The 12,077-nt window shown below is 47.2% G+C and carries 13 protein-coding genes; 7 read left to right on the top strand and 6 right to left on the bottom strand.

Annotated features, from left to right (window positions below; genetic code table 11):
• Positions 1 to 38: 38 nt before the first annotated feature.
• Positions 39 to 1,916 carry a tRNA uridine-5-carboxymethylaminomethyl(34) synthesis enzyme MnmG gene (gene mnmG, locus DW205_RS17580; protein WP_005863809.1) on the bottom strand — a complete coding sequence of 626 codons (1,878 nt, stop codon included), beginning with the start codon at positions 1,914 to 1,916 and terminating at the stop codon, positions 39 to 41.
• 118 nt (positions 1,917 to 2,034) lie between these two features.
• On the opposite strand from mnmG, the gene DW205_RS17575 reads away from it, so the two are divergent.
• Positions 2,035 to 3,183: a metallophosphoesterase gene (locus DW205_RS17575; protein ID WP_005863811.1), complete on the top strand. Its 1,149-nt coding sequence runs from the start codon at positions 2,035 to 2,037 to the stop codon at positions 3,181 to 3,183.
• 145 nt (positions 3,184 to 3,328) lie between these two features.
• Positions 3,329 to 3,967 carry a porin family protein gene (locus DW205_RS17570; RefSeq protein ID WP_005863813.1) on the top strand — a complete coding sequence of 213 codons (639 nt, stop codon included), beginning with the start codon at positions 3,329 to 3,331 and terminating at the stop codon, positions 3,965 to 3,967.
• Here the strand turns inward: DW205_RS17570 and DW205_RS22350 are convergent.
• The 3 genes from DW205_RS22350 to DW205_RS17560 all read right to left on the bottom strand — a co-directional run bounded on the left by DW205_RS22350 (position 3,940) and on the right by DW205_RS17560 (position 5,893).
• Positions 3,940 to 4,113 (bottom strand): hypothetical protein, encoded by a 174-nt coding sequence (locus tag DW205_RS22350; RefSeq protein WP_005863815.1) that lies wholly within the window; start codon positions 4,111 to 4,113, stop codon positions 3,940 to 3,942. The genes DW205_RS17570 and DW205_RS22350 overlap by 28 nt on opposite strands.
• 28 nt (positions 4,114 to 4,141) lie before the next feature.
• A complete protein-coding gene (ybeY, locus tag DW205_RS17565) occupies positions 4,142 to 4,573 on the bottom strand; it encodes an rRNA maturation RNase YbeY (protein ID WP_005863817.1) in 432 nt (143 codons plus the stop codon).
• Between the two features lie 90 nt (positions 4,574 to 4,663).
• Positions 4,664 to 5,893 (bottom strand): nucleoside recognition domain-containing protein, encoded by a 1,230-nt coding sequence (locus DW205_RS17560; RefSeq protein ID WP_005863819.1) that lies wholly within the window; start codon positions 5,891 to 5,893, stop codon positions 4,664 to 4,666.
• Between the two features lie 84 nt (positions 5,894 to 5,977).
• Between DW205_RS17560 and DW205_RS17555 the strand changes: the two genes are divergently transcribed.
• From DW205_RS17555 to DW205_RS17535, 5 genes are all read left to right on the top strand, one after another.
• The gene (locus tag DW205_RS17555) at positions 5,978 to 6,937 is read left to right on the top strand and encodes a 2-hydroxyacid dehydrogenase family protein (protein ID WP_005863821.1); all 960 of its coding nucleotides are present in this window, start codon (positions 5,978 to 5,980) and stop codon (positions 6,935 to 6,937) included.
• Entirely contained in the window at positions 6,934 to 7,641 is a 708-nt protein-coding gene (locus DW205_RS17550; RefSeq protein WP_005860462.1) for a DNA alkylation repair protein, read from the top strand. Before DW205_RS17555 ends, DW205_RS17550 begins: the two co-directional genes overlap by 4 nt.
• A 1-nt stretch (position 7,642) precedes the next feature.
• Positions 7,643 to 8,389, top strand: a complete 747-nt coding sequence (locus DW205_RS17545; protein WP_005863824.1) for a TIGR02757 family protein — start codon at positions 7,643 to 7,645, stop codon at positions 8,387 to 8,389.
• A 6-nt stretch (positions 8,390 to 8,395) separates the two neighbouring features.
• Complete coding sequence (locus DW205_RS17540) at positions 8,396 to 8,998, top strand: TIGR00730 family Rossman fold protein (protein WP_005863826.1); 603 nt, start codon at positions 8,396 to 8,398, stop codon at positions 8,996 to 8,998.
• Positions 8,999 to 9,059: 61 nt separating this feature from the next.
• Positions 9,060 to 9,890 (top strand): MBL fold metallo-hydrolase, encoded by an 831-nt coding sequence (locus tag DW205_RS17535; protein ID WP_005863828.1) that lies wholly within the window; start codon positions 9,060 to 9,062, stop codon positions 9,888 to 9,890.
• Between the two features lie 8 nt (positions 9,891 to 9,898).
• Here DW205_RS17535 and DW205_RS17530 read toward each other — a convergent pair whose 3' ends face one another.
• Together DW205_RS17530 and DW205_RS17520 are read right to left on the bottom strand one after the other, a co-directional pair.
• Positions 9,899 to 10,096: a hypothetical protein gene (locus DW205_RS17530; protein ID WP_005863831.1), complete on the bottom strand. Its 198-nt coding sequence runs from the start codon at positions 10,094 to 10,096 to the stop codon at positions 9,899 to 9,901.
• Positions 10,097 to 10,886: 790 nt separating this feature from the next.
• Entirely contained in the window at positions 10,887 to 12,077 is a 1,191-nt protein-coding gene (locus DW205_RS17520; RefSeq protein WP_005863833.1) for a cyclically-permuted mutarotase family protein, read from the bottom strand.

The following is a 12,077-nucleotide window of genomic DNA, read 5'->3' as shown; positions in this document are numbered from 1 at the left end:
ATCTCCTTTAATATGTTTCACGTGGAACATTTCGTGTTTTATCTTCCGAGCAGTACCAAAAGGATGTTGATGTCGCTAGGGGAAATACCCGGGATGCGGCTCGCTTGAGCGATCGTGTCGGGGTCTATCCGGGTCAATTTCTGGCGGGCTTCCGTAGATAAAGACTGGATAGAATTGTAATCGAATTTACCCTTGATCCGGATATTCTCTAAGCGGTTTATCTTGTCCGCTATGATTTGCTCTCGTTTGATGTAGCCGCTATACTTAATCAATATCTCGGCGGCCTCGATGATCTCTTCCTTACGAGAGGCCGGGACTTTGTCCAGCTCCGCACGAAGGGCCGGAACTAGATCCGCAAGGTTCTCCAAGGTAGTCTGCGGACGGAGTACGACATCGAATAATTTGCAACCATGGGATAGGGGGGCTGTGCCCAGTTTCTCCAAACCGCTATTTATATATTGAGGCTTTACGGAGTAGGTCTCCGCAAAACGGATGATAGCGTCACGGCTCTCTTTTTTCTCTCGCAGTAAATCGTAGCGGTCTTGTTTGGCCAATCCCATTTGGTAGGATTTCTCGGTGAGTCGCATATCTGCGTCGTCTTGGCGCAGTAAGATGCGGTACTCCGCACGAGAGGTAAACATACGGTAAGGCTCGTCTACGCCTTTTGTTACCAAATCATCGATAAGGACACCGATATAAGCCTCATCCCTTCCGAGGATAAAAGGTTGTCCGCCGTGGCAATTGATGTGGGCGTTGATACCCGCTACCAAACCTTGTCCGCCGGCTTCCTCGTATCCGGTAGTCCCGTTGATCTGTCCGGCGAAGAAAAGATTTCGGATTTGTTTGGTCTCCAAATTGTGTCTTAGCTGAGTCGGGTCGAAGAAATCGTATTCAATCGCATATCCGGGACGATAGATTTGCACGTCACGGAAAGCGGGGATCGCTTGGAGCGCACGAAGCTGGATATCCAAGGGTAGGGAAGAGGAGAAGCCATTTAGGTAGTATTCCTGCGTGGTCTCGCCTTCCGGCTCTAGGAATAGTTGATGCTGCGTCTTGTCGGCGAACGTCACGATTTTCGTTTCGATACTAGGACAATAACGGGGACCGATACTTTTGATCTGTCCATTATAAAGAGGAGAGTCGGGGAGACCTTCCCGTAATATATCGTGGCAAGTCTCGTTCGTAAAGGTAGTCCAGCAACTCAATTGTTTTAATTTACGATGACTGGTATCCATGTAGGAGAACTTATGGAAATCGTTCTCCCCCGGTTGTTCCTCCATTTCATCGAAGTGAACGCTCCGGCCATCGATACGGACCGGTGTTCCGGTTTTCATGCGATCTGTTTGGATACCTAAAGAGATAAGTTGCTCGGTAAGTCCGGTCGCCGCAGGCTCGGCGATACGTCCGCCCCGTATCTGGGTTCTTCCGATATGAAGCAGGCCGTTTAGGAAGGTCCCGTTCGTAAGCACCACCGCTCCGGCACGGAATACGACATTCATTCCCGTACGAACGCCGCAGACTTGTCCATGCTCGATAATCAGTTCTTGAACCATGTCCTGCCAGATGGATAGATTCGGCATATTCTCCAGTATGCCCCGCCAGCAATCGATAAAACGGGCACGGTCGCTTTGGGCACGCGGGCTCCACATGGCCGGTCCTTTGCTACGGTTTAACATACGGAATTGGATAGCGGTCTGGTCGGTCACGATTCCCATATATCCGCCTAGCGCGTCGATCTCTCGTACGATCTGTCCTTTGGCGATTCCCCCGACTGCCGGGTTACAACTCATCTGGGCGATCTTGTTCATGTCCATCGTGATCAAAAGCGTCTTTGATCCTAGATTCGCCGCGGCGGCGGCGGCTTCACAGCCGGCATGTCCTGCGCCTACTACTATTACGTCGTAATTGAAAGTCATTTTTATTCCCTTTTATTTTACGCGAAGATAGTGAGTGTTCGTGAAAGAATTCGTTTATATTTGTATAATAAATACATACATTGTTTTCAGGTTTAACGAACTAAAGATTTAAGCTGCTATGAATTCTATTCAATGCCGTATCCTTGTTTTCCTTGTTTTACTGACCTCTTGCTTCAGTCCGGTTTGTGGGAAAGATAAGAAACCTCGTCAAGCGATCGAGAAGTTATCGATCGATGGTCCCTATCTATTGAAAGCGGATGATGGTAGTATGCGTGCGATATTTGTAGATGGGAAGGGCCGGTTATTGGATAAGCATTATAAAAGTATACCTACCACCTTTTCATTCGAGGTGTTTTCCGATAACGGAGAGAGATTGTTTCCGGTAACCATACACTCCGTCTCTCGTCCGAAATGGAAAGATGTGCAACCAGAGAAGACGTTTGTTCTTTCAGATCCACATGCGAACTGGTCTTGTTTCGCCTCCTTGTTAAAGGCGGGAAAAGTGATCGATGCGGACTATAATTGGATTTTCGGGACTAACCAATTGGTAATAATCGGTGACGTCTTTGACCGGGGCGTGGATGTACTCCCTATCTATTGGTTGATCTACAAATTGGAGAAAGAAGCGGAGGATGCCGGTGGAAAAGTGACTTTCTTAATCGGAAATCATGAGACCATGGTTCTGGGAAATGATTTGCGATATACGAAGAAGAAATATACTCAATTGGCGGATACTTTAGGAATGACCTATCCGGAGCTTTGGCAGAAAAGCGAGTTGGGACATTGGTTGAAAACTCGTAACTCTATACAAGTGGTCGGAGATAACCTGTTTGTCCATGCTGGGTTGAGCAAGGAGTTTTTAGACCGGAATTACGATATCCCTACCGTGAATGAGATCGTGAGCGATGGTCTCTTCTTGACGAAAAAAGAACGTAATATAGATAAAGGCTCCGATCTTTCTTTTATGTTCGCTACGTATGGACCGATCTGGTATCGGGGTATGGTACGTAGCGCGGATAAGTATCATCCGCTAGACCGGGATGATTTGCGGAAAATATTAGAGAAATATAATGTGAACCGCATCTTTGTAGGTCATACCATTTTCGATGATATCACGACTTTCTATCATTATAAAGTGATTGCCGTGAATGTCGATAATCAAGAAAACAAGGAGAAGGAACGAGGCCGTGGCGTCATGATCGAGAAAGACGGCTCTATGTTTGTCGTATATGATTCGGGAAAACAGGAACCGTTGTTGATCGAGTAATATTTGGTGCTTGAGCTGTCAAGGCTGCTACCATCATGGTGGAGGAAGAAGTGCCTCCCCTAATGTGAAGTAATGAGATAGGGAGTGCAACTTTTATGTATCTTAAATCATCTATAAATATAGATATGTTTTAAATGTAGGAGTTATGAAAAAAGTTGTATTACTGTTTATCTTGTTTGTTTTCTCTTTGTCGCGAGCCGATGCTCAAGAGTTCCATTTTATTCCTAGGATTGGCTTGAATTTGGCAAATACTTATCCCGAAAGTTTTGCGGACATGCGTCCGGGGTTAAATATTGGTGTGGCGGAGGAAATACGTTTTAGTAAACTGTTTGCTTTAGAACCGGGTGTTTATTATTCTATGCAAGGTTATCAAAAAGAAAACGCTAAAGGCGAGACAGCCCGGCTAAAGGCAGATTATTTAAATATTCCTATTTACGCTAAATTTTATTTGTATCGAGGATTCCATCTTTTCGCGGGCCCACAAGTTGGCTTTAATGTAAGGGCGAAAGCTTCGAATTATATTTTCGTCTCGGGTCCTACTCCGGTGCACCAGAGCGAGTACGATTTCTCCGGTGATAAAAAAGAAGAGATCCGGAATTGTGATTTCTCCGTTTCAATGGGGCTTGGCTATACCTTTGACATGGGATTAGTCATCTCCGCCAATTATAATTTAGGATGTACTCATTTCTTTAGGGAGCCGGAATACTCATTAGGTGGAAGCAATCATTTTAGGGGAAAAGATCATAATGGGGTTATTCAATTCAATCTAGGATGGCGTTTCTGATCTCCAGTAAATCGTGAATTAAGAGAGATCGCTTGTTCCTCGTTCAGCCTTGCGGCATGGCTACGTAGGCAATGAACTGCTTTCGGGCATTGCTCGTCCGTGGCGTAGCAATACGTGTAATCGTAAGGTATGTCTTCTGTTTTCATATTTGTGTTTTTGGGATTGATCGATGTTTTATCCCCGACATTCCTCCGGCAAGATCGCTAACGCTCTGTTCTCGTTTTCCTCCATGATCTCCCGCTCGCCGGGGCCTTTGTCGTTGATACCGCAAAGATGCAGGATGCCGTGGATGATGGTGCGGTGTAGCTCCTCGTTGTAGTCCGTGTGGAAAGTCTCCGCATTTGTCCTGACCGTATCGAGGCTGATAAACAGGTCACCCGAGATCTTATTTCCTTCCGTATAATCGAAGGTGATGATATCCGTGTAATAATCGTGTTGGAGATATTGGCGGTTTACCTCCAATATCTTCTCGTCGGAACAGAAGATATAGCTGATATCTCCCGTTTTCTTTCCGTATGTCTCGGCCACTGCCTTGACCCAGCCGCTAACCGCTCTTTTCTTGATTGCCGGAAGCTCGATATCTTCGGCGTAATATGCTATTGCCATAAGGTCTATTTATCGTATTGAAATTTCGTTACAAATGTAATCATTCGATTTTAAATAGATTCATTTCAAATCTATTGATTGCATAGAATGTTAAAAGAACAGATAAGCCATCGCTATCGCCGCTATCGCCCCGGCCAGATCCGCTAACAAGGCGCATTGTACTGTATAGCGGGTATTACGGATACCTACGCTACCGTAGTAAAGAGCAACTACATAGAATGTCGTATCGCAAGAGCCCTGAACGATGGATGACAGGCGACCGACGAAAGAGTCCGCTCCATACGTGTTCATGGCGTCCAGCATCATGCCCCTAGCCCCGCTCCCGCTTAACGGTTTCATCAACATGGTAGGCAGCGCTTCCACGAAATCCGTGTTGAGCCCTATCGAAGCAATGCCGAAACGAACGCCTTGTATGATGAAATCCATCGCTCCGGAAGCCCGGAAGACACCGATACCTACTAGGATAGCTACCAGATAAGGAATAATCGTTATAGCAGTCTGGAAACCTTCTTTCGCCCCTTCTATAAAAGCATCATATACATTGATCTTTTTACGCATGCCGCTGATGATAAATCCGCAGATAATGGTAAAAAGAAGCGTGTTGGCGAATAAAGTCGAATACAAGGAAACTTGCTCCTGTTCCATCGAGTTGAATAACCATACCAGGCCTCCGATAAATAACCCCAGTCCCCCGAAAAACAGGATTAGGTTCCGTTGGAGGATATTGATCTTCTGCCGTACGCAAACCGCTAAAATAGCGACTAAGGTTGATGTGAATGTAGCGAGCATGATCGGCAGGAATACGTCTGATGGATTCGCCGCTCCTAACTGCGCCCGGTACATCATGATGGTGATCGGGATCAAGGTCAGTCCCGAGGCATTGATGCATAAGAACATCACCATGGAGTTGCTGGCGGATTCTTTATTCGGGTTTAATTCCTGTAACTGTTGCATGGCTTTCAATCCCATTGGCGTGGCGGCATTATCCAGTCCCAGTAAATTTGCCGATAGGTTCATGAAGATAGAACCGGTCACGGGATGGTCTCTTGGGATATCCGGGAAAAGCTTGCTGAATACGGGAGCCGCCAATCGTGCGAACGCTTGTATCACCCCCCCCTTCTCGCCGATCTTCATGATGCCCAGCCAAAGCGACAAGATCCCCGTTAATCCTAACGAAATCTCGAAACCCGTCTTAGCCGAGGCGAAAGAAGCGTTGATAATCTCGGTAAAAACAGCGGTATCCCCACCTATGACCAATTTACCGATAGCCACTACAAAAGCGATTAAGAAAAAAGCGATCCAAATATAGTTTAGTACCATAATAAATATATATTGGTCACAAATTTAGGAATTAATTGCCAATTGATTTGTATTTTTGCTTTTTGAATAACAAATAGATCCAAGATGAAGATATTAGTGACATACGACATGTTCCGCGAGGGATTTACCGAGTTGGAAAGTAAGTACGAGGTAACCTTTCCCGAAGGAAGAGATTTTACGTATGAGGAGGTTTTCGAGATGATACCGGAGTACGATGTGCTCTGCTCCATGTTCGATTTCCCGGTAAACAAAGAGTTGATCGACCATGCGTCGAAATTGCGGCTGATCGCTAACTACGCCGTTGGTTATAATAATATCGATGTGGTCTACGCCCTCGAGAAAGGCTTGACGGTGGCGAATACGCCTGATCCTGTCACGGCCCCTACCGCCAATATCGCTTTAGGCTTGATGCTGGATACCGCCCGGCGTATCACGGAATGTGATCGTAAGCTGCGTACGCTTGGTAAGGATATGAAGGTCGGTGTACTGGAGAACCTCGGTATGCCGGTTACCGGACAGACCTTGGGCATTATCGGTATGGGACGTATCGGCAAGGCTTTAGCGAAACGGGCGAATGCTTTGGGCATGGATGTGATCTACCACAATCGCCGTCAGCTTTGCATCGAGGACGAGACCAAATTGAATGTTACCTACGTCTCCAAGGAAGAGCTTCTGGCGAAAGCTGATTTCGTATCCTTGAACGCCCCTTACACCCCCGATACCTATCATATCCTCGGCGAGGAAGAGTTCAAGCAGATGAAGCCTTCCGCCATCCTGATCAACACGGCCCGTGGCCCGTTGGTGGACGAGCATGCCTTGGTAAAAGCCTTGCGAGAAGGTACGATTCATGGTGCCGGTTTGGATGTATTCGAGTTTGGAGACTATCCTCTTCCTGAGTTGTTGGAAATGGACAACGTGGTATTAACCCCGCATATCGGTACCCAGACGACGGAAACCCGTATCATTATGGCACGCACGGTATGCAACAACGTGATCGGGTTCTTGGAGGGCGATCGTCCCGTATCACGGGTACTCCGGCCATGACGGCGGCGTTTATCCTATCCGAGCTACAGTCGGTCGGTACACCCGAGAAGGCGGTTCATTTGAGCCGCTTTTTCAAGACTGGTCCCGGTCAATATGGCGAGGGCGATCAGTTTCTCGGGGTGGTTGTCCCGCAAACCCGCAGCATAGCGAAGGCTAATAAGGCGACTCCTTTCGATGAGCTGCAGCTGTTGCTGGATAGTCCGTGGCATGAGGCACGTCTATGTGCCTTGCTGATTTTGGTCTATCGTTTCCAGGATCGGAAAGCGATGCCGGAAGAGCGGGAAGCCATCTTCCGATTCTATCTGAAGAATATGCGGCGTTGCAATAACTGGGATTTGGTAGACTTAACCTGTCGGGATATCGTCGGCGAGTATTTGGTGGACAAAGATCGTTCCCTCCTCTACCGTTTGGCGGAAAGCGAGAATTTATGGGAACAACGGATCTCGATCGTCTCTACGTGGGCATTTATCCGTCGGAATGATTTTGGGGATACCTTGGAGTTATCCGAACGGTTGATCGGTCATAAACACGATTTGATGCATAAGGCGGTTGGGTGGATGCTGCGTGAGGTCGGCAAAAAGGAGCGGCAGACGCTTACCGATTTCTTGGAACGCAACGCTACTCGTCTTCCTCGTACGGCGCTTCGTTACGCTATCGAGCATTATCCGGAACCCGAGCGGCAATATTTTCTAAAGAAGAAATAACATGGATACAAAGACCATCTCTTTACTTCGTGAATGGGCGAAAACGTACAATACGGAATCGTTTATCAAGGATGATCCGGTGCGATTCCCCCATCGGTTTACGGAGAAACGGGATATTGAGATATCGGCTTTCCTGACGGCGTGGATCTCTTACGGTCGCAGGGCGCATATTCTCCAAAAAGCGGAAGAGCTACACCGGCTGATGGGCGAAAGTCCTTACGAGTTTATCCGTACCGGAGAGACTTCTTTCGCTCCCCTACGGAACCGCCCGGTTCGTGGGCGGGATACCTTTTACCGTTTTTATACCTATCATGATCTGCATCTCCTTTGTTGTCGCCTAAAGGATATATACGATACCTACGACTGTATGGAAGACGCTATGGCCGCCGCCGGTCCTTGCGAAGATCCTATCTTGCGGTTGCGACAACTTTTTGCTGATCTCAATGGCATTCCGGTCTTGCACGGGACTTCCGCTTGTAAGCGTCTGGCGATGTTCTTGCGTTGGATGGTGCGTACGGATGGTATCGTCGATCTCGGTATCTGGAGAACAGCCGTGCATCCCCGCCAATTAATCATCCCGTTGGATACGCATGTGCACCAGATCTCCTTGCGCTTGGGCTTGACAGGCCAAAAAACCGCTACCCTTCGTACGGCCCGTGAGATAACGGACGCATTGGCGAAAGTCTTCCCCGATGATCCTTGTCTGGGGGATTTCGCCTTATTTGGCTACGATATAAATCAAGAATAAAAAGATATGGAAGAAAAGAAGATAAATAACATCTCGTCTGTTTGCGTGTATTGCGCATCCAGCACGAAGATTCCCCCGGTTTATTTTGACGCCGCCAAGGAATTGGGGCGTCTTTTGGGGGAGCGAAAACTACGGGTAGTCAATGGTGCCGGGAATATCGGTTTGATGTGCGCTGTCTCCGACGCTGCGTTAGCGGCTGGTGGAACGGTAACGGGCGTTATCCCCCATTTTATGGTGGAGCAGGATTGGTATCATAAAGGCTTGACCGAGTTGATTGAGGTCGAGACGATGCACGAGCGTAAACAGCTCATGGCAAACCTCTCGGATGCGGTGATCGCCCTTCCCGGTGGATGCGGTACATTAGAGGAACTTCTGGAGATCATCACTTGGAAACAACTCGGTCTCTACCTCAATCCGATCGTAATCCTCAATATTAATCATTACTATGATCCCTTGTTGGAACTTTTGAGGAACGCCATGAACGAGAATTTCATGCGTCCCCAGCACGCCAAGATGTGGGCGGTAGCCGACACGCCGGAAGAAGCTATCCGTCTCATCCACGCCGAGCCGAAATGGGACGCAAGCCTTCGGAAGATCGCGGCGATTTAATACTATTAGGCGAAAGGAGACGCAGCACGCTACGTCTCTACAATTAAAAATGAATATGATAATGAAAAAACTAGGTTTATTAATGATGTTGTTGCTCCTGTCAAGGATCGCTTTATTCTGCCAGTCACAGACGGCAGGCATCGAGGAGAAAGAAGTGCTTAAGAATGAAGATGTGGTATTCCGTCAGATCGATGAGCATACATGGTTGGGTACAGGAAATTTAATGGCGAACGAGAGCCTGTATCTGGTCGAGGGCGATACGAAAGCGATCTTGATTGATGCCGGAACAAAGATCAAGAATTTGGATAAGCTCGTGGCTTCCATCACGGATAAGCCGGTTACGCTGGTCGCCACGCATGTGCATCCGGACCATACAGGCTCGGCTATCGATTATTTCCCCGAGATCTATATCAATCCGGCGGATACGGTAGGTATACCGGAATTTATGCCGAATTATAAAGGCAAAGTTTGTTTCCTTGAAGATGGTGAAATCCTAGATTTAGGTGGGCGTATTCTAGAGATAGTCTTTACTCCCGGGCATACTCCCGGCTCAACCACTTTTGTGGATAAGGATGCCGCTTATGGTTTTAGCGGCGATTCGTTCGGCTCCGGTAATCTATTGCTGGGAGTTGACTTCTCTACGCTCATATCTACTTGTAAGAAGATGAGTGCGGTGATCGAGAAATATGATATCAAATACCTCTACCCCGGACATTATTTCGGAATGAACAAGGAAACCCCTCAACGGGTAAAGGATCTAATCACGATGAGCGAGGAGATCTTATCCGGTAAAGCGCAAAGCGAGCCTAACCCCAGCGGCCTGATGGGGTTAGACCGAATATACACGAAGTATGGTGTCCGTATAAATTATAAAGAAGAAAGTATGAAATGAGGGGACCTTTAGATTCTGAACTCGATTTCACTGATAATCTTCAATTCAAGCAATTTCTCCAATATTAATCTATCCATATGAGAGTGAGCGGTTTTTCCGTGTGCTAACTTATATACACGGAAGCCGCTGACATTGAATTCTTTCCCTAATTGATCATACAAGCTTTTCTTGTTTGTCTTAAACCAGTAATTAAATAAGTTCTTCATAATCCGACTTTTGTAATTATCTTTCATTGTACGTTGTTAAAGAGCGTATTTTTACCTACCAGAATTGTAAGCGATGAAAACGAATAGCTAAAACGATGGTTTAAGCTAGTCGTTTTAAAGAAGCACTTAGGAATGAAGATGTGCTTTTCCATCAGATTGATGAGCGTACATGATTTGGAACAGGAAATTTAATAGCAAACGAGAGCCCGTATCTAGCCGAGGGAGAAACGAAAACGATCTTGATTGATGCAGGCCAATAGTAGCCTATATATTTATTATAGGTAAAGGTGGAATAGCCCCCTCCTTCATGCATGCATCCCCACTGTCACCCTCTTGGCATTCGTAATCGGTTTGGGTAAGCCCTTTATAGAGAGGAGTGCATATCTATGATTGCGATATCTTCTTTTCCCATCATGGCCAATAATGTGCTGCAATTTGAGGCGTATCCGGATGTGTAGGTTATCGCATACTTATTTTTAAGGTAGGCTTATTGTATATTTCCATATACGCTCTTGTTTCCTGTCGTGTGATTCAGTAAAAACATGTACGTGTTTCCCGAAAAACATGTACGACTTTTTCCAAAAACACGTACGTGTTTCGCAGAAAGTATAATTGTCTTTTTAAGTTGTTTATGTTCAGTGATTTATATAAGAACATTATTTACGTGCTTATTGTCTAGGATTTGCCTTGGGATACGTATGCTCTAAATAGACTCCGGATACTTAAAATCGGGTGGAAAAAGTAAACAGGGATCGTTGGCAAACTTACCAGCGATCCCACTAAATCCCTATTATAATTTCGCTTGATTCACTTGCGGCGTGCGGATACCCGGTTTCAATTCTCCGTTGATGATAGTTAACCGGCCATCTTGGATAACCGCTCCCGCTCCGGCACGGGCCAACTGCTCATATTCGCCCAGATCGCTCCATGCTTTCGTGGATAGGTCGTATTGAAGTAAGGTGGTATTGAATCGGTACCATTCTACCGGATGGTGCATATAGGCCTTGGCTTCCGCTTGCAGGCGGGTAATGGCCGCTGAATCTCGCGTCGCCTCCGCTTTCGCTAAATGGATCGGGCGGGCGATGGCGGCTAGGAAACAATCGTAGTTCACACCTCCCATAAATAAGATTTTATCCGTTTGGAAAGTCACGGCACAGCCTCCTGTTAGGGTACGGTTCGTTCCGTCCTTAAACGGGGGAAGAACGGTCTCTTGTTGCCAGGTAAAAGTTGCCGGGTCGAATACCAATACATCCGTCGGGACGATCGGTTCCTCTTCGTTTAGGATGGGCTGGAAGCCTCCGGCTAGATAAATACGTGTGCCGTTGGGACTTTCTCCGGCCGCTAATACCGGTTGTACACGGGCTGCTCCCGGGAAGTCCGGTAGTTGTTCCCATCCCTTTTCGATATTCGCGAGGTTGAGGCGTAAGAAGGTATGGCAGGGCTGTCCATTCTCATTTCCCCCTGCTACGTAAATCTCCTGTCCGGTAAAAGCAGCCGAGAGATTATCCATTGGAGACGGTAAGGAGGGTAAGGCGCAAACCGCTACCTCTCCTTTCGTGGGGTTATAGGAGATGCGGGAGACCTCGACCAAGGAAGAATCACTGTTGTTTCCTCCGATGCAAACGATACCTTCCGGGGTGGAAACCGTAGCGCCGTAGGCGACGGGACGAGGCAGTCGGTCGATCTCTTTCCAGCCTTCGGGAAGAAGGACGAATATCTCGCTATAATATCGCTTGGCTCCTCCCTCGGTGACGGGTTTGTCCGGAAAGTTGCAACCTCCGGCAACGATCAATACGCCGTTATGGATGCCGGCGAACGGGGCGGAAACGCCAAGGGAAGCCGTATCGGCTGCTCCCGGTAGATCCGGTAATTTTGTCCAGTTTATCATGGTGTTCTGTTTTTTAGATACAGGTTGGCCGCATCCCGCTACGCAGAGTAGCAGGAGGAACAACCAGCCGGTGATTTGTTGTTTATTATGCAT

The sequence above is a fragment of the Parabacteroides sp. AM17-47 genome (assembly GCF_003434625.1).
Taxonomy (GTDB): Bacteria; Bacteroidota; Bacteroidia; order Bacteroidales; family Tannerellaceae; genus Parabacteroides; species Parabacteroides distasonis.
This window is presented reverse-complemented; position numbering and strand designations above follow the sequence as displayed.

What these genes read in the sequence shown, in the direction of transcription:
- mnmG (WP_005863809.1), bottom strand. Translation starts at nt 1,916, where the DNA reads ATGACTTTCAATTACGACGTAATAGTAGTAGGCGCAGGACATGCCGGC.
- DW205_RS22350 (WP_005863815.1), bottom strand. Translation starts at nt 4,113, where the DNA reads ATGAAAACAGAAGACATACCTTACGATTACACGTATTGCTACGCCACG.
- DW205_RS17535 (WP_005863828.1), top strand. Translation starts at nt 9,060, where the DNA reads ATGAAAAAACTAGGTTTATTAATGATGTTGTTGCTCCTGTCAAGGATC.
- DW205_RS17540 (WP_005863826.1), top strand. Translation starts at nt 8,396, where the DNA reads ATGGAAGAAAAGAAGATAAATAACATCTCGTCTGTTTGCGTGTATTGC.
- DW205_RS17555 (WP_005863821.1), top strand. Translation starts at nt 5,978, where the DNA reads ATGAAGATATTAGTGACATACGACATGTTCCGCGAGGGATTTACCGAG.
- DW205_RS17545 (WP_005863824.1), top strand. Translation starts at nt 7,643, where the DNA reads ATGGATACAAAGACCATCTCTTTACTTCGTGAATGGGCGAAAACGTAC.
- DW205_RS17575 (WP_005863811.1), top strand. Translation starts at nt 2,035, where the DNA reads ATGAATTCTATTCAATGCCGTATCCTTGTTTTCCTTGTTTTACTGACC.
- DW205_RS17570 (WP_005863813.1), top strand. Translation starts at nt 3,329, where the DNA reads ATGAAAAAAGTTGTATTACTGTTTATCTTGTTTGTTTTCTCTTTGTCG.
- DW205_RS17550 (WP_005860462.1), top strand. Translation starts at nt 6,934, where the DNA reads ATGACGGCGGCGTTTATCCTATCCGAGCTACAGTCGGTCGGTACACCC.
- DW205_RS17560 (WP_005863819.1), bottom strand. Translation starts at nt 5,893, where the DNA reads ATGGTACTAAACTATATTTGGATCGCTTTTTTCTTAATCGCTTTTGTA.
- DW205_RS17530 (WP_005863831.1), bottom strand. Translation starts at nt 10,096, where the DNA reads ATGAAGAACTTATTTAATTACTGGTTTAAGACAAACAAGAAAAGCTTG.
- ybeY (WP_005863817.1), bottom strand. Translation starts at nt 4,573, where the DNA reads ATGGCAATAGCATATTACGCCGAAGATATCGAGCTTCCGGCAATCAAG.
- DW205_RS17520 (WP_005863833.1), bottom strand. Translation starts at nt 12,077, where the DNA reads ATGCATAATAAACAACAAATCACCGGCTGGTTGTTCCTCCTGCTACTC.